Origin of the sequence: Pseudarthrobacter sp. fls2-241-R2A-127 (assembly GCF_030209355.1) — a bacterium.
Lineage (GTDB): Bacteria > Actinomycetota > Actinomycetes > Actinomycetales > Micrococcaceae > Arthrobacter.
Window position 1 is genome coordinate 138,754 of the sequence record NZ_JARVSF010000023.1, and the last position, 14,840, is coordinate 153,593.

Here is a 14,840-nt window from a genome sequence, read left to right on the forward strand (position 1 = left end):
GTGGAGCGGGTGAGCTCGGCATTGAAGAAGGACCACCTTCGCATCGCATCCGTCAACGTGAACGGCCTGCGGGCTGCCTTCAAGAACGGTATGGCGGCGTGGCTCGAGCCGCGGGAGGTGGACATCCTGTGCCTTCAGGAGGTACGTGCCCCTGACGGTATCGTTCGGCAGCTGCTGGGAGATGGCTGGCATATCCTGCACGCCGAAGCGGAAGCAAAAGGCCGTGCCGGGGTCGCCATCGCGTCCCGCCAGGAGCCCCTTTCCACCAGGAACGGAATTGGCGATGCCTATTTCGCCACGGCCGGCCGCTGGGTTGAGGCCGACTTCCGCTTCCCGGACGCCGCGGGCAACCCCGTCCAGCTCACGGTCGCCAGTGCGTACGTGCATTCCGGCGAGGTGGGTACGCCCAAGCAGGATGACAAATTCCGGTTCCTGGATGCCATGATCACCCGGTTGCCGGAGCTGGCCAAGCACAGCGACCATGCCCTGGTGGTGGGTGACCTGAACGTCGCCCACACTCCGTTCGATATCCGCAACGCCAAGGGCAATGTGAAGAAGGCCGGTTTCCTGCCGGCGGAACGCGAATACTTCGACCGGTTCCTGGGCGAGGAAATCGGCTGGCATGACGTCCACCGCAACGTGGCCGGCGAGATGCACGGGCCTTACACCTGGTGGTCCCAGCGCGGAAAGGCCTTCGACAACGACACCGGTTGGCGTATCGACTACCACCTGGCCACCCCCGGACTGGCAGCCGGCGCTTTATCCGCCGTCGTCGACCGGGCAGCCTCCTGGGATACCCGCTTCTCCGATCACGCCCCGCTGGTAGTGGACTACCAGCTCTAAGCCCCCGAAGGTTTTTCCATGACCAGCCAGACTTCCCAGACCACCAAGAAGCGCATCCTCTCCGGAGCCAAGCCCACCGCCGATTCCCTGCACCTGGGCAACTACATCGGGGCGGTGCGCAACTGGGTGGATATGCAGGCGGAGTACGACGCCGTTTTCTTCGTCCCGGACCTGCACGCCGTCACGGTGGACTTTGAGCCCGGAGAACTCGCCAAACGGACCCGCATCGTCGCGGCGCAGTACATCGCCGCCGGCATCGATCCGGACAAGAGCATCTTCTTTGTCCAGTCCCACGTCCCCGAGCACGCGCAGCTTGCCTGGGCGCTGAACTGCATCACCGGCTTCGGCGAGGCGTCACGCATGACACAGTTCAAGGACAAGACCCAGAAGTCCGGAGCAGATTCGGCCACGTTGGGCCTGTTCGCCTACCCCACGCTGATGGCGGCGGACATCCTGCTCTACCAGAGCGACCTGGTGCCGGTGGGCGAGGACCAGCGCCAGCACCTGGAGCTGACCCGTAACCTGGCCCAGCGCTTCAACACGCGGTTCGGCGAGACGTTTACGGTGCCCGAGGCCACGATCGTCAAGGAGAGCGCCAAGATCTACGATCTCCAGAACCCCAGTGCCAAGATGTCCAAGACGGGAGAATCGCCCAACGGTGCCATCCAGCTGTTGGAAGATCCCAAAATCGCGGCTAAGCGCATCAAGTCCGCGGTCACGGACGCCGGCACGGAGATCCGTTTTGACACCGAGGAAAAGCCCGGAGTGTCCAACCTGTTGACCATCTATTCCGCCCTCACCGGAAAATCGGTTGCCGACCTGGAAACCGAATACCAGGGGAAGATGTACGGCCACCTCAAAGTGGACCTCGCCGAGGTGGTGGTGGACTTCATCACCCCGATCCGCAACCGCACCAACGAGCTCATGGCTGATCCCGCCGAGCTGGACCGGTTGCTGGCCCTGGGGGCCGAGCGGGCGCGCGAGATCGCATCGGTCACCCTCGCCCGGGTGTACGAGCGCATGGGCTTCCTGCCCTCCCTCAGCCTCGCTGGAGTCCGCTAGCGCCATGTCTTCGAGAAACGCTACCGCCAGGGGAGGCGCGTGCTCCGCCGGCCAGGCGGGGCGGACCCTGGGTAACCGTTACGAAGACCAGTCGGGCCAGGATGCGGTGGTTGACGGCGATGAGGCCCGCACCGACGGCGTCAGCGTGGGCGTCATCCTGGGCTTCCCGGACGACATTGCCGCCGAGCTGCAGCGCTGGCGGGCGTCATTCGGTGACCCGATGGCCGGAGTGATTCCAGCGCACATCACCCTGATCACCACCACGCCCACCCAGGATTGGGAGGCAACCCGCCGGCATGTCCGCGAGGTTGCCCGGTGCCAGAGGCCATTCATGGTGACGATCGCCGGGACGGGGACGTTCCGCCCCGTCTCGCCCGTTGTCTTCATCAGGGTGGAGGACGGGTTTGAGCACTGCGTGGATTTGCACCGCAGGCTGCAGCGGGGTCCCCTGCACCGCGAGCTGCCGTTCGCCTACCATCCACACGTCACGATTGCCCATGACGTCCCCCCGGAAAGCCTGGACGAGGCCGAAACGGCACTGAAGAACTATAAGGCAACCTTCCCCGTGGTTAGCATGGGACTTTATGAGCATGATGCCGACGGCATCTGGCAGCTACGGGAAGAGCTGGATTTTGGGACCGAAACTAACAACGACGCCGGCACCCCCTTCACGGACGCCGCCTCGGACACCTCAACGGACGCCGGCTGACCAGCAGCCCCTGCCTACTGAATTCGCCAGGCTGAAGCTGGACGTCATCCAGAAGCGGACCGACTGGCACAAGGCGCGCCGATCCGGCGGCAAGGTTCCGGCCCTGCTGGCCTGGGTGCAGTGGTTCACTGCCCGGCTGAACGTCCTGCGGCCAATGCGGGCATTCAGGCATTACGGCCTCCACTACGGGCCGCTGATGAGCGCAGGAATCGGCTTCAACATGTTCTTCTCCATCACAGGCCTGCTCGCCACCGGCTTTTCCGTGGCCGGCCTGGTGCTCCGCGGCCAGCCCGCATTGCTGGACACCATCATCAGCAGCGTGGCCAGGAGCGCCCCGGGCCTGTTGAAGATCAACGGCGGTGACGGCCTGGTGGACCCCAAGGACATGCTGGATCCGGGCGGACTCGGCTGGACCGCCGTGATCAGCGCCGTGGTCACCGTGGTCACCTCGCTTGGCTGGATCAACGGACTGCGGGACGGACTGCGCGGCGTTATCGAGTTGCCTCCGCTGGTGGTCAATCCCATCCTCCTTAAGCTGCGTGACGCCGGGACCCTGCTCCTGCTGGGTGTGGCCCTGGTGATCAGTGCGGGAGCATCGCTGGTGTTCGGCACCGCCGCCGGATGGGTGGCCGGTTTCCTGCACCTCAACGATGCCCTGGCCGGCCCGCTGACCACCTCCGTCAAGATCGTGGTGCCACTGGTCCTTAACTGGGTCACGGCGATAATCATGTTCCGGTTGGCTGCCGGGTTGAAGCTTTCCCGCCAAGCCCTGCTCGAGGGCACCATCCTCGCCGCCGTAGGCACCACCGTCCTGCAGATCTTCAGCACGGAACTGTTGGGCGGTGCCAGCCGCAACCCCATCCTGGCACCGTTCGCCATCATCATCGGCCTGCTCATCTGGTTCAACCTGGTCAGCCAGGCCTACCTCGTGTCCGCGGGATGGTCAGCGGTGCGCGAGGCCGATCTCGCCTCCGGCAGCAGGCCCCGCAAGACGATCCTTGGTGCCCGCCGCGCCACACCCCAGACCTGACCCGGCGAACCGGCTGCTAGGGCGACTGCAGCAGTCCTTCCCACCGCACCGTCCAACCGGGCGGGAAACCGGGGGAGCGCCGGTCCGGGCCGTTGTCCCATCCGGCGGCCATCAATGCGGTGGCGGCGAGGAGCCCGCCGTTGCCGGGGAGGTACAGCGGCAGCGAATCGGTTTGGCGGTTGTGACCGTTGGGCAAGAACGTGTTTTTGCCCCCATCCTGCAGGAGGGCGTCCACGGCGGCTTCCGGATCACCCAGGCGTGCAGCGGCCATGGCCATGACCGGGTAGTCCCAACCCCAGGTACTGTCCCAGTCCCACCCGGCCCGGACATCTGCCAGGGTTGTCCGCATGATGTCTTCGTCAATGAGGTCCGTCCGCGGCAGGACACCCAGTGCACACAGCATTGACGGGTGGTCAGTCCTGATGGTGAAAGGTTGCACGTCGATTGCGGCGTAGGCGCCGTCCATCACCCGGGGCGGCACGAGTCCACCGGCGACCTCACGCCAGCCCGCCTTAGGTTCCAGGCCGAGCCGCTCCTGCCACGCGGAGGCAGTCCGGAGGCCCCACTGCCAGTACGCCAGCTCAAAGGTGGGATTCGTAACGGAGGCCCGGATGGGGCCGTAGCTTTCCTGCGCCGGAATCAGGGGCGGCCCCAGTTCGAATCCCCGCGCCGTGGGGTGGGCGAAGCTGGCCATGAACGCGGCCGACTCGAACACGATTTCCGCGAACTCTTCAAGGACCTCCCGGGACGGATTGGCACGGTAGGCGAGCTCCGCCAGGTAGATGGGGTGCGGCTGTTGCCAGATCAGGAAGGTGCCGATCGGACTGGGGCTCTCCCGCCCGTCCGGGCCCACCTGCTTGGGCCAGCGGGCGCCGTCGAACCCTTGTGCTCCCGCAGTCCGCCGCGATGTCTCCAGGACCGTGGCGTACCACCGCAGCGAGGGCAGGAGGAGTTCGGTGCGGCCCCACAGGGCGAAGTGCGCGGCATGCCACCAGTGCATCTCCAGATGGAACCGTCCGCGCCACGAATTGCAGACAAGTCCTGTTTCCTGGGGCGGTAGGGAACCGGCGCAGTTGACGGCCGTCAGGTACTGGGAGAGGACAATGCGGCGCTCAAGCTCCTTGGCCCGCGGGTCCGCCGTCGCATCCAGTTCCAAGGCCCCGCCCGTGGCCCAAAACTTTTCCCAATGGGCAGCCGCAGCAGCGGCGATGCTGCTGCCAGGGGCGTTGGTTCCCGGGGAGGGGTCGACGCCGGCACAAGCCTTTGCGCTTCCGTCCGGCAGCCCGGCCCCCTGGAAAGCATCGTCCCCGGCCATCGGGATGCAGTCACCGTCCCCGGCCGGGAGGAAGGCCACTGCCATATCCAGCACAGCGGGGCCCCCGGGGAGTGCGCTGATCCGGATGCGGTGCCTGCCCGTTTGTTCCACGACGAGCCCGCGGCCGGAGACCACCACCTGGTACCGGGAGTTGTCCAGGACGCGGTGAACGGTCCACGTCGTCCATCCGGGATGGATCCCTGACGGGACCGCCGCCCCGAGAATCGTGGTGTGGGCCTCCGGGCGGCTCCAGTCCGCGGCGTTGTGCCAGGCCTCGGACCCGTAAGGGAAATCGACACAGATCACCAGCCCGTCGTGGAGGGCAGGTGATTGCACCTGGAGGCCCAGTTCATCGCGCCCCGGATGGCATGCGGTGATGACGTTGACCGGCACGCCGCCCAGGGTGAAGGCGCTGTGCACGGTACCGGTCCACAGGTCGAGCGTCTGTCCGGTGCCGGCCAGGTCTGTTTTGCTGATGGCCCGCTCGGTTGGGCCTCCTGCCTGCATGAACCCGATGCGGGCCAGGTCCAGCCGGTGCGGGTTCGACCGCAGCCACGTCTCGGCAGCCGAGGTGCCGGTCTCGCGGTCGTTGACGATGTCTCCCACCATGTCGACGTACGGGACCGGTCCGCGGGGGGAATCGTAGGCAACGGTAGAGCCGGCGATTCCGTAGGGTTCGTCCGTGGGGGTCGAATGCCAGCCCCACTGGGACTGGGTTCCGAGGAGTGTCCCCGGCGGGAGGGCATCATCGCGGGGGCCCACCGGATACTCGGCCGGAAAAGTCTGTACGCCGGTGAGGTCCATCGTGAAGGCAAACTCGCCGTTGCCCACGGATACCGGGCTTCGCGGGTCCAGGCTTTGCTGGCTGACATTGTGCCGCCGGACCAGGGCCTTCCTGTCGATGGGGGCGGTGCTGGCTGACGGCGCATCGGCTGGAACCGGGCGGACGGCTATGCCTTGGCTGTGCACGCTGAGCGGCCTCCTGATGGTGGGTGGATTGAAGCATGGTAGCTGGTGGCAGGTCTTGGCCGGGAAGCTTGCCGGAGGGGAGGGGCATCGCGACAGAAACCGTTTTCCCATCCATTATCCTCAGGCTGCGGCGTGCCACTGTCAACCGTCTTGCTTGCTTCCGGGGTGTCAAAAACTCTCCTATCTGCCAGGAACGGCTGAGTTGAAAATGACGCCATCGGGGGCTCTTGACGTCGCAAGCGGGCCTTTGATACGTTTCACGAAACCGCTTTCTTATCTCGGAAGAAGCTTGCCCAATGACGCGAAAAGTTATCCGAAGCCTTCGTAAATCAACTGCCATCATGACGGCCGTGGCGCTCCTGGGTCTCACCGCCGCCTGCTCCAGCACCCCATCCACTAAGGCCGAGGACGGCCCGGTTGAAATCCGGTTTTCCTGGTGGGGCAACGCTGGCCGCGCGGACCTGACTACCAAGGCCATCGCCGAATTCGAGAAGGCCAACCCGAACATCAAGGTCAAGCCGGAGTACGGTGACATCGGCGGATACTTCGACAAGCTCGCCACCCAGGTAGCCGCCACCGATGCTCCCGACGTGATCACCATGGGTGGCGCCTATCCGGCGGAGTACGCCAACCGGGGTGCCTTGCTGGATTTGTCCACGGTGAAGGGCTCGCTGGATCTGTCCAAGATGGACCAGGGCGCACTGGAAAACGGCCAGGTCAAGGGCAAGCAATACGGGGTGTCCACCGGTGCCAACGCCCTGGCTATCGTCATCAATCCGGCAGTGTTCGCGGCAGCGGGAGTGCCGCTGCCCGATGACGGATCCTGGAGCTGGGACGACTTCGCGAAGGTCGCGGCGGACGTCACGGCACACAGTCCCAAGGGAACCTACGGAACCGCAACAGTGCTCACCCACGACTCCCTGGACGCTTTCGCCCGCCAGCGGGGTGAATCGCTGTACACCCAGGACGGCCAGCTGGGGCTCGGCAAGGAAACGGTCCAGGACTACTTTGATTACTCGCTGAGGTTGAGCGAGACCGGGGCGGCTCCCAGCGCCTCCGAGTCCGTCGAGAAGCTGAACGTCAGCACCGAGCAAACCCTCATGGGCATGGGCAAAGCGGGCATGATGCTGACCTGGAGCAACTCTTTGTCCGCCCTCAGCAAGGCGTCCGGCGCAGACCTCAAGCTGCTCAAGCTCCCCGGGGAAAAGCCCACGCCCGGGATCTGGCTCCAGTCCTCGCAGTTCTACACCATCTCGGCCCGCAGCAAGCATGCGGACGCTGCGGCAAAGCTCATCAGCTTCCTGGTCAACGACCAGTCGGCGGCCAAAATCATCCAGAGCGACAGGGGCGTTCCCAGCAACGCCGACATGCGCAGCGCCATCCAGGACATGCTGACTCCGCAGGGCAAGCTGGAGGCCGACTACATCAACCAGATCGGCAAGATGGACTTCGCCCCTACCTACATCGGACCCACAGGCTCAACCGCCGTCTCCGAGATCACTGCCCGGATCAATACCGATGTCTTGTTCAAACGACTGGCGCCGGACAAGGCGGCCGAGCAGTGGATCAGCGAGAGCAAGGCCGCCATCGGCAAGTAGCCGGTCTGCCGGGGCGCCCTGGGACGTGCTGCGGTTCAGGCGTCCAGGTACTGGTCGGCCCAGGCCGCAATGATTCGTGCGGCGCGGGCGGCCTGGCCCTTTCCGGTCAGCAGATGGTCGCTTCCTTCGAGCGAAACAAAATTGCGGGGGTGGCGGGCGGTCTGGAAGATCGTGCTGGCGTTCTCAATCCCTACCGTGTTGTCCGTGGGGGAGTGCAGCACCATCAGCGGCTTGTGCAGCTGCCGGATGCAGTCAGTCAGGTCGGCGTTCTCAAGGTCCTCCACGAAGTGCCGGCGGATCTCCACCCGCTTCCCGCCCAAGTCCACCTCCGCGCTGCCCTCGCTGAGGATCCTGTCCAGCGCGGTATCAAAAACGTGCGCCACGTGCTTGGGGGAGAAGGGCGCACCGACCGTCGCCACGGCGTCGAGTTCGGGAATCTCCCGTGCGGCCGCCAACACGGCGGCACCGCCAAAGGAATGCCCCACCAACAGCGAGATCTCCTTTCCTTCCGCACGCATGAACTCCGCGGCCTTCACCGTGTCAGCCACCTTGTGGCTGAACGAGCCTGCGGACCATTCGCCGGCGGAGCCGCCCAGGCCAAGGTTGTCGAACCGCAGCATGCCAATGCCGCTGTCCGCCAGCGCCTTGCACATCCGGGCCGCGGAGGGGCTGTCCTTGCCCAGCGTGAATCCGTGCGAGAACACTCCCCAGCCCTTGACGGGGCCCTCCGGGACGTCAATGATTCCGGACAGCGTCTCGCCGGTCGAGCCTGTAAAGGTTACTTTTTCGGTGCGGGACAAGGGGAGCCTTTCTGCGGACGGACGGCCTGCTCTATTATCTTTGATCCCTAAAGCCCCGGCTTGGGGATCAAGGATGATGGGGCATCCGGGGTTTTGCGCGGAAACGAACGACGGCGCCCTCCACCACGTGTGGTGGGTGACGCCGTCGACCGTTATGCCTGAGGTGGGTGCCTAGATCTTGCGGGCGAGGATGGCCTGCTTGACCTCTGCGATGGCCTGCGTGACCTGGATGCCGCGGGGGCAGGCCTCAGAGCAGTTGAAGGTGGTGCGGCAGCGCCACACGCCTTCCTTGTCGTTAAGGATCTCCAGGCGCATGTCGCCGGCGTCATCACGGGAATCGAAGATGAAGCGGTGTGCGTTGACGATCGCGGCGGGGCCGAAGTACTGCCCGTCCGTCCAAAACACCGGGCAGGAGGACGTGCACGCAGCACACAGGATGCACTTGGTGGTGTCGTCGAAGCGTTCACGGTCCTCGGCGGACTGCAGGCGCTCCCGGGTGGGCTCGTGGCCCTTGTTGATCAGGAAGGGCATGACTTCGCGGTACGACTGGAAGAACGGTTCCATGTCCACGATCAGGTCCTTCTCCACCGGGAGGCCCTTGATGGGCTCCACCGTGATGGGCTTGGACGTGTCCAGGTCCTTCAAGAGGGTCTTGCACGCGAGGCGGTTGCGGCCGTTGATGCGCATGGCATCGGAGCCGCACACCCCGTGGGCGCAGGAACGACGGAAGGAAAGGGTTCCGTCCGTCTCCCACTTCACCTTGTGCAAGGCGTCCAGGACGCGGTCCGTGCCGTACATGGTGAGGTGGAAGTCATCCCAGGTGGCTTCCTCCGAAACCTCCGGGTTGTACCGGCGGACCCGCAGGTGGACATCGAACGTGGGGATTTCCCCGCCCCCGCCAACGCCGGCGGGCAGTTCAACCTTTGAGGCTGGCTCAGCGATTTCAGCGGTCATCTTAGTACTTCCTCACCATCGGCTCGTAGCGGGTAAAGACGACCGGCTTGGTGGCGAGGCGGATGCCGGCGATTGATTCCGCCGATCCGTCGGCCGGCGCATGGTCATCCTTATACGCCATGGAGTGCTTCATGAATTTCTCGTCGTCACGCTCGGGGAAGTCCTCGCGGAAGTGCCCGCCGCGGGATTCCTCGCGGTGCAGGGCAGCCACGGTCATGACCTTGGCCAGTTCCAGCAGGAAGCCAAGCTCAACGGCCTCGAGCAGGTCCAGGTTGAAGCGCTTGCCTTTGTCCTGGACGTTGATGCGCTTGTACCGCTCCTCGAAGGAGGCGATGTCGCGCAGGACCTGGTTCAGGGTGTCGGCCGTGCGGAACACCTGCATGTTGGCGTCCATGGTGTCCTGCAGTTCCTTGCGGATCTGGGCCACCTTTTCGTCGCCGGTGCCGTTGCGGGCAATGTCCAGCAGTTCCGTGGTGTAAGCCAGCGGGTTCTCCGGCAGTTCCACGAAATCGGCGGTCTTGGCGTACTCTGCAGCCGCAACGCCGGCACGCTTGCCGAACACGTTGATGTCCAGCAGGGAGTTGGTGCCCAGGCGGTTGGAACCGTGAACGGACACGCAGGCAACCTCACCGGCGGCGTACAGGCCCGGGATCACGGTGTCGTTGTCCTGCAGGACCTCGGTGGTGATGTTGGTGGGGATGCCGCCCATGGCGTAGTGGGCGGTGGGGAACACCGGCACCGGCTCCGTGTACGGTTCCACGCCCAGGTAGGTGCGGGCGAACTCGGTGATGTCCGGGAGCTTGGCGTCGATGTGTGCCGGTTCCAGGTGGGTCAGGTCCAGGAGGACGTAGTCCTTGTTCGGACCGCAGCCGCGCCCTTCACGGACTTCGTTGGCCATGGAGCGGGCCACGATGTCACGGGGTGCCAGGTCCTTGATGGTGGGGGCGTAGCGCTCCATGAAGCGCTCACCCTCGGAGTTGCGGAGGATGGCGCCTTCACCGCGGGCAGCTTCCGAGAGCAGGATGCCCAGGCCGGCAAGGCCGGTCGGGTGGAACTGGAAGAATTCCATGTCCTCCAGCGGGATGCCGCGTCGGAACGCGATGCCCATGCCGTCGCCCGTGAGGGTGTGTGCGTTCGAGGTGGTCTTGAAGACCTTGCCGGCGCCGCCGGATGCGAACACCACGGACTTTGCCTGGAAGACGTGCAGTTCGCCGGAGGCGAGGTCGTAGGAGACGACGCCGGCCACGCGCTTCTGCTTGAAGGGTGTGCCGTCTTCGCGGACAGCATCCTCTTCCACCGTCAGCAGGTCCAGGACGTAGTACTCGTTGTAGAACTCAACGTTGTGCTTGACGCAGTTTTGGTACAGGGTCTGCAGGATCATGTGGCCGGTGCGGTCTGCGGCGTAGCAGGCACGGCGGACAGGAGCCTTGCCGTGGTCGCGGGTGTGGCCACCGAAGCGGCGCTGGTCGATGCGTCCCTCGGGCGTGCGGTTGAAGGGCAGGCCCATCTTCTCGAGGTCCAGCACGGCGTCGATGGCTTCTTTGGCCATGACCTCGGCAGCGTCCTGGTCAACCAGGTAGTCGCCGCCCTTGACGGTGTCGAACGTGTGCCATTCCCAGTTGTCTTCCTCGACATTGGCAAGGGCTGCACACATGCCACCCTGGGCCGCACCCGTGTGCGAGCGGGTGGGGTAGAGCTTGGTCAGTACTGCTGTGCGCGCGCGCTGACCGGACTCGATCGCGGCGCGCATGCCAGCGCCACCGGCACCGACGATGACGACGTCGTACTTATGGACCTGCATACCAGACGCTCTTTCTCTCAAAATTCGCTATCAAACAACGGGGCGGCTTCGCCTGCTCCGCAAAACAAGGCCCGCGGGTAAGCCCGCGGGCCCGGGGTTGTGCCTGAACTAGGCAGGGCAGAATCCGCCCGGAAGAGCCACACCGTCCACCACGGGGCACGGGTTGAAGGTGAAGATCACCATCGTGCCCAGGAGGATGATGACCACGGCAGCCGCGTACAGAACGGTCTTCAGCCAGCGGCGGGTCCCCGTCTTTTCGGCGTAGTCGTTAATGATGGTCCGCACACCGTTGGTGCCGTGCAGCATGGCCAGCCAGAGCATGGCCAGGTCCCAGAACTGCCAGAACGGATCCGCCCACTTGCCGGCCACGAATCCGAAGTCGATGGCATGGATGCCTTCGCCCACCATGAGGTTCACGAACAGGTGCCCGAAGATAAGGACCACCAGCACCACGCCGGAGAGACGCATGAACAGCCAGGCGATCATCTCGAAGTTGCCGCGCGAACCGCCGTTGCGGCGGTACTGGGGAGCGACCCGACCGCTGCGGGGGCTCTCGATGGTTGCAGTCATGGCTTAGTGACCTCCGAGGGCGAGGGACAGGTGGCGGATGGAGAACGCAAGTATCGTCACGATCCAGAGGGCCAGGACGGCCCAGAGCATCTGCCGCTGGTACTTGGCGCCCTTCTTCCAGAAGTCGACCGCGATGATCCGCAGGCCGTTGAAGGCGTGGAAGACGATGGCGGCGACCAGGCCCGTCTCGCCCAGCGCCATCAGCGGGTTCTTGTAGGCGCCGATCACTGCGGTGTAGGCCTCTGGCGACACACGCACCAAGGAGGTGTCCAGGACGTGGACCAACAAGAAGAAAAAGATCACTACACCGGTAATGCGGTGTCCTACCCAGGACCACATGCCTTCACGGCCGCGGTACAAGGTGCCAGCTGGTTTTGTCGGCACTGATAAACCTCCCTGCAACACAGCGGCGCTGGCATGAGATCCATGCGGGGGGAACGCCTGCTGCGAGAGCACTCGTAGCTCAGGCCTAAATCTAGGCTTCGCTTACAGCTTATTCAATTTAGGAGTTTCTTGGAGGCCCGTACTGGAGCGGTTTTTCGGCGGGAATGAGACGAACGCCACACGGATGCGGTGTTTTGGGCCCGGCGATGAGGGAGCGCAGCGGTGGACGTCCTGTGACAGGCTGCAGCCGGCGGCGGCGGCCTGTCAGCTAAAGTAGCCGTGATGAGTACAGACAAAGTGACAAGCCCGGCCTCACCCCTTGAGCGCTTCATTGCGGTGATACCGGCAGGCGGAGTGGGGACCCGCCTCTGGCCCCTGTCACGAGCAGCAGCTCCCAAGTTCCTTCACGATCTCACCGGATCGGGCAGCACCTTGTTGCGCGCCACCTACGACCGGCTGCACCCGCTCGCGGGCAGCCGGGTGCTGGTGGTCACCGGCAAGGCGCACCGCGACGCCGTGTGCCGCCAGCTTCCCGAGGTCCAGGACGCGGACCTGGTCCTGGAGTCGGAGCCCAAGGATTCCGCCGCGGCGATCGGCCTCGCCGCCGCCATCCTGCACGAGCGCGACCCCGACACCATCATGGGATCGTTCGCCGCAGACCAGGTGATCAGTCCGGACCACCTGTTCCAGGAAGCCGTCCGGGAGGCAATCCACACCGCCGCCGCCGGCAAGATCGTAACGATCGGCATTAAGCCCACGCACCCGTCAACCGGGTTCGGCTACATCCGCTCCGGCAAGGCCCTCCACATCGACGGAGCGCCCAGCGCCCAAGACGTGGTGGAGTTTGTCGAAAAGCCCGACGAAGTGGTGGCCCAGCAGTACGTCGACAGCGGTGACTATGTGTGGAATGCCGGTATGTTCGTGGCACCGGTGGCACTGATGCTCAAGCACCTTGAAGCCAACCAGCCGGAGTTGTTCAAGGGCCTGCAGGAAATCGCCCGGGCCTGGGACACCCCCGAGCGGGACGAGGTGACGGCCCGGGTATGGCCCACCCTGCCCAAGATCGCCATCGACTACGCGGTGGCCGAGCCCGCCGCTGAAGCCGGGGACGTCGCCGTCGTGCCCGGGTCCTTCCGCTGGGACGACGTTGGAGACTTCGCCTCGGTGGGCCGCCTTAACAGCGCCAAGGAAGTGGACGACGTCACCGTCCTGGGCGAAGGCGCGCGGGTCTTCACGGAGAACTCAAGCGGCGTGGTGGTCACGGACACCAAGCGCGTCATCGCCCTGATCGGCATCCAGGATGTTGTCATCGTGGACACGCCCGACGCTCTGCTGGTCACCACCATGGCCAATTCCCAGCGGGTCAAGGCAGCGGTCGATGCCCTCAAAGCCAGCGGCGACACTGACGTCCTGTGATCGCTGAACCTGCCGGCGCATCGGGCGGCGGCAGGTTCACGTTGTAACGGGGCGTCAGTGAATGGCCCTTATCGGGGCCGCGATCGCTAGAGTAAAACAGTGCGCAATTACACTACTGAAGCCGAGCCCACCGCCCTGGTGGCTCCGTGGCTTGAACCGCTCCTGCCGGAACTGATCGAATTCCGGCGGGACCTGCATGCGCACCCGGAACTGTCCTTCAAGGAGTTCCGCACCACCGACAAACTTGCGGAGCGGCTCGAAGCCGCCGGGCTGAGCCCGCGCCGGCTCGAAGGAACCGGCCTGACCGTGGATGTCGGGGACGGCCCTATTGCCACCGCTCTCCGCGGTGACATCGATGCCCTCCCCATTATCGAGGAGACCGGCCTGGCGTTTGCGTCCAGGAACCACGGCGTCACCCACGCCTGCGGCCACGACGTTCACACCACCACCATGCTGGGTATTGCCTTGGTGTTGCAGCGGATGCACCAGGAGTCGCCCCTTGGCGCAACGGTGCGGATAATTTTCCAGCCCGCCGAGGAAACGATGCCCGGCGGAGCACACGCGTGCATCGAGCAGGGAGTCCTGGAAGGGGTCCCGCGGATCCTCGCGTTGCACTGCGACCCCCGCATTGAGGTGGGTAAAGTCGGAACCCGGATCGGCGCCATCACCTCGGCCTCGGACACTATCCGGATTGAACTTTCCGGCCGCGGCGGCCACACGTCGCGCCCGCACCTCACCGAGGACCTTGTCTTCGCGCTGGCCCAGATCGCCGTCAACGTGCCGGCCGTCCTGTCCCGCCGGGTGGATGTCCGCAGCGGTGTATCCGTGGTGTGGGGCCAGATCACCGCGGGATCGGCGCCCAACGCCATCCCCGGCTCGGGGTACATGGCCGGAACCATGCGCTGCCTTGACCGCGACGCCTGGCACGCTGCCGGCGAACTCCTCGACGAAGTGGTCCACCAGGTGGCGGCGCCGTACGGAGTGGACGTCCACATTGAGCACACCAGGGGAGTGCCGCCAGTGGTGAACTCCGAGCATGAAACGGCCATCATCGAGGCGGCCGCGCGGGCGGAGATCGGCGAGAGTGCCGTGGTGCTGACCCCGCAATCCATGGGCGGCGAGGACTTCGCCTGGTTCCTTGCGGAACTTCCCGGCGCCATGATGCGCCTGGGCACCAAGACGCCCGGCGGCGAGGATTACGACCTCCACCGCGGCGATTACATCCTGGACGAACGCTCCCTCGGGCTGGGTATCCGGGTCCTCACGGCAGCAGCGCTGAGGACCATCAGGGACCTCGAGCAGCCAACCACGCTGTAGCCGCCCGGCGGGCAGTCATTGCCAGTGCGGTGGCGCCCGGCCGCGGCCGGCGGTGCTGCAGGATCACGAAGA

The 14,840-nt window shown here is 65.1% G+C and carries 13 protein-coding genes; 7 read left to right on the forward strand and 6 right to left on the reverse strand.

Translation table 11 applies throughout. The features are described 5' to 3' along the window. The first annotated feature begins 9 nt into the window (after window positions 1-9). From QRN53_RS15790 to QRN53_RS15805, 4 genes are all read left to right on the forward strand, one after another. On the forward strand, window positions 10-843 hold the full coding sequence (locus tag QRN53_RS15790; RefSeq protein WP_285244787.1) for an exodeoxyribonuclease III: 834 nt from the start codon (window positions 10-12) through the stop codon (window positions 841-843). Window positions 844-861: 18 nt separating this feature from the next. Then, window positions 862-1,905 carry a tryptophan--tRNA ligase gene (trpS, locus tag QRN53_RS15795; RefSeq protein ID WP_285244788.1) on the forward strand — a complete coding sequence of 348 codons (1,044 nt, stop codon included), beginning with the start codon at window positions 862-864 and terminating at the stop codon, window positions 1,903-1,905. 4 nt (window positions 1,906-1,909) lie between these two features. Further along, on the forward strand, window positions 1,910-2,614 hold the full coding sequence (locus tag QRN53_RS15800) for a 2'-5' RNA ligase family protein (protein ID WP_285244789.1): 705 nt from the start codon (window positions 1,910-1,912) through the stop codon (window positions 2,612-2,614). Between the two features lie 154 nt (window positions 2,615-2,768). Beyond that, window positions 2,769-3,644 (forward strand): YihY/virulence factor BrkB family protein, encoded by an 876-nt coding sequence (locus tag QRN53_RS15805; RefSeq protein WP_285244842.1) that lies wholly within the window; start codon window positions 2,769-2,771, stop codon window positions 3,642-3,644. Between the two features lie 16 nt (window positions 3,645-3,660). On the opposite strand, the gene QRN53_RS15810 is transcribed toward QRN53_RS15805, so the two are convergent. Then, on the reverse strand, window positions 3,661-5,928 hold the full coding sequence (locus QRN53_RS15810) for a hypothetical protein (protein ID WP_285244790.1): 2,268 nt from the start codon (window positions 5,926-5,928) through the stop codon (window positions 3,661-3,663). A gap of 296 nt (window positions 5,929-6,224) precedes the next feature. Between QRN53_RS15810 and QRN53_RS15815 the strand changes: the two genes are divergently transcribed. Next, window positions 6,225-7,526 (forward strand): ABC transporter substrate-binding protein, encoded by a 1,302-nt coding sequence (locus tag QRN53_RS15815; RefSeq protein WP_285244791.1) that lies wholly within the window; start codon window positions 6,225-6,227, stop codon window positions 7,524-7,526. 35 nt (window positions 7,527-7,561) lie between these two features. On the opposite strand, the gene QRN53_RS15820 is transcribed toward QRN53_RS15815, so the two are convergent. From QRN53_RS15820 to sdhC, 5 genes are all read right to left on the reverse strand, one after another. Further along, complete coding sequence (locus QRN53_RS15820; RefSeq protein WP_285244792.1) at window positions 7,562-8,326, reverse strand: alpha/beta hydrolase family protein; 765 nt, start codon at window positions 8,324-8,326, stop codon at window positions 7,562-7,564. 171 nt (window positions 8,327-8,497) lie between these two features. Then, window positions 8,498-9,280 (reverse strand): succinate dehydrogenase iron-sulfur subunit, encoded by a 783-nt coding sequence (locus QRN53_RS15825; protein ID WP_018761929.1) that lies wholly within the window; start codon window positions 9,278-9,280, stop codon window positions 8,498-8,500. 1 nt (window position 9,281) lies between these two features. Further along, window positions 9,282-11,081 carry a succinate dehydrogenase flavoprotein subunit gene (gene sdhA / locus QRN53_RS15830; RefSeq protein WP_285244793.1) on the reverse strand — a complete coding sequence of 600 codons (1,800 nt, stop codon included), beginning with the start codon at window positions 11,079-11,081 and terminating at the stop codon, window positions 9,282-9,284. A 108-nt stretch (window positions 11,082-11,189) separates the two neighbouring features. After that, window positions 11,190-11,651, reverse strand: a complete 462-nt coding sequence (locus QRN53_RS15835) for a succinate dehydrogenase hydrophobic membrane anchor subunit (protein ID WP_285244794.1) — start codon at window positions 11,649-11,651, stop codon at window positions 11,190-11,192. 3 nt (window positions 11,652-11,654) lie between these two features. Then, window positions 11,655-12,035, reverse strand: a complete 381-nt coding sequence (sdhC, locus tag QRN53_RS15840) for a succinate dehydrogenase, cytochrome b556 subunit (protein ID WP_285244795.1) — start codon at window positions 12,033-12,035, stop codon at window positions 11,655-11,657. Window positions 12,036-12,317: 282 nt separating this feature from the next. Between sdhC and QRN53_RS15845 the strand changes: the two genes are divergently transcribed. Next, the gene (locus tag QRN53_RS15845) at window positions 12,318-13,451 is read left to right on the forward strand and encodes a mannose-1-phosphate guanylyltransferase (protein WP_285244796.1); all 1,134 of its coding nucleotides are present in this window, start codon (window positions 12,318-12,320) and stop codon (window positions 13,449-13,451) included. A gap of 99 nt (window positions 13,452-13,550) precedes the next feature. Beyond that, entirely contained in the window at window positions 13,551-14,768 is a 1,218-nt protein-coding gene (locus QRN53_RS15850; RefSeq protein WP_285244797.1) for an amidohydrolase, read from the forward strand. Window positions 14,769-14,840 lie beyond the last annotated feature (72 nt).

Bases quoted from the DNA above. Each gene is read 5' to 3' on its own strand.
- sdhA (WP_285244793.1), bottom strand. From the start codon at position 11,081: ATGCAGGTCCATAAGTACGACGTCGTCATCGTCGGTGCCGGTGGCGCT.
- trpS (WP_285244788.1), top strand. From the start codon at position 862: ATGACCAGCCAGACTTCCCAGACCACCAAGAAGCGCATCCTCTCCGGA.
- QRN53_RS15825 (WP_018761929.1), bottom strand. From the start codon at position 9,280: ATGACCGCTGAAATCGCTGAGCCAGCCTCAAAGGTTGAACTGCCCGCC.
- QRN53_RS15835 (WP_285244794.1), bottom strand. From the start codon at position 11,651: ATGACTGCAACCATCGAGAGCCCCCGCAGCGGTCGGGTCGCTCCCCAG.
- QRN53_RS15845 (WP_285244796.1), top strand. From the start codon at position 12,318: ATGAGTACAGACAAAGTGACAAGCCCGGCCTCACCCCTTGAGCGCTTC.
- QRN53_RS15800 (WP_285244789.1), top strand. From the start codon at position 1,910: ATGTCTTCGAGAAACGCTACCGCCAGGGGAGGCGCGTGCTCCGCCGGC.
- QRN53_RS15805 (WP_285244842.1), top strand. From the start codon at position 2,769: ATGCGGGCATTCAGGCATTACGGCCTCCACTACGGGCCGCTGATGAGC.
- QRN53_RS15815 (WP_285244791.1), top strand. From the start codon at position 6,225: ATGACGCGAAAAGTTATCCGAAGCCTTCGTAAATCAACTGCCATCATG.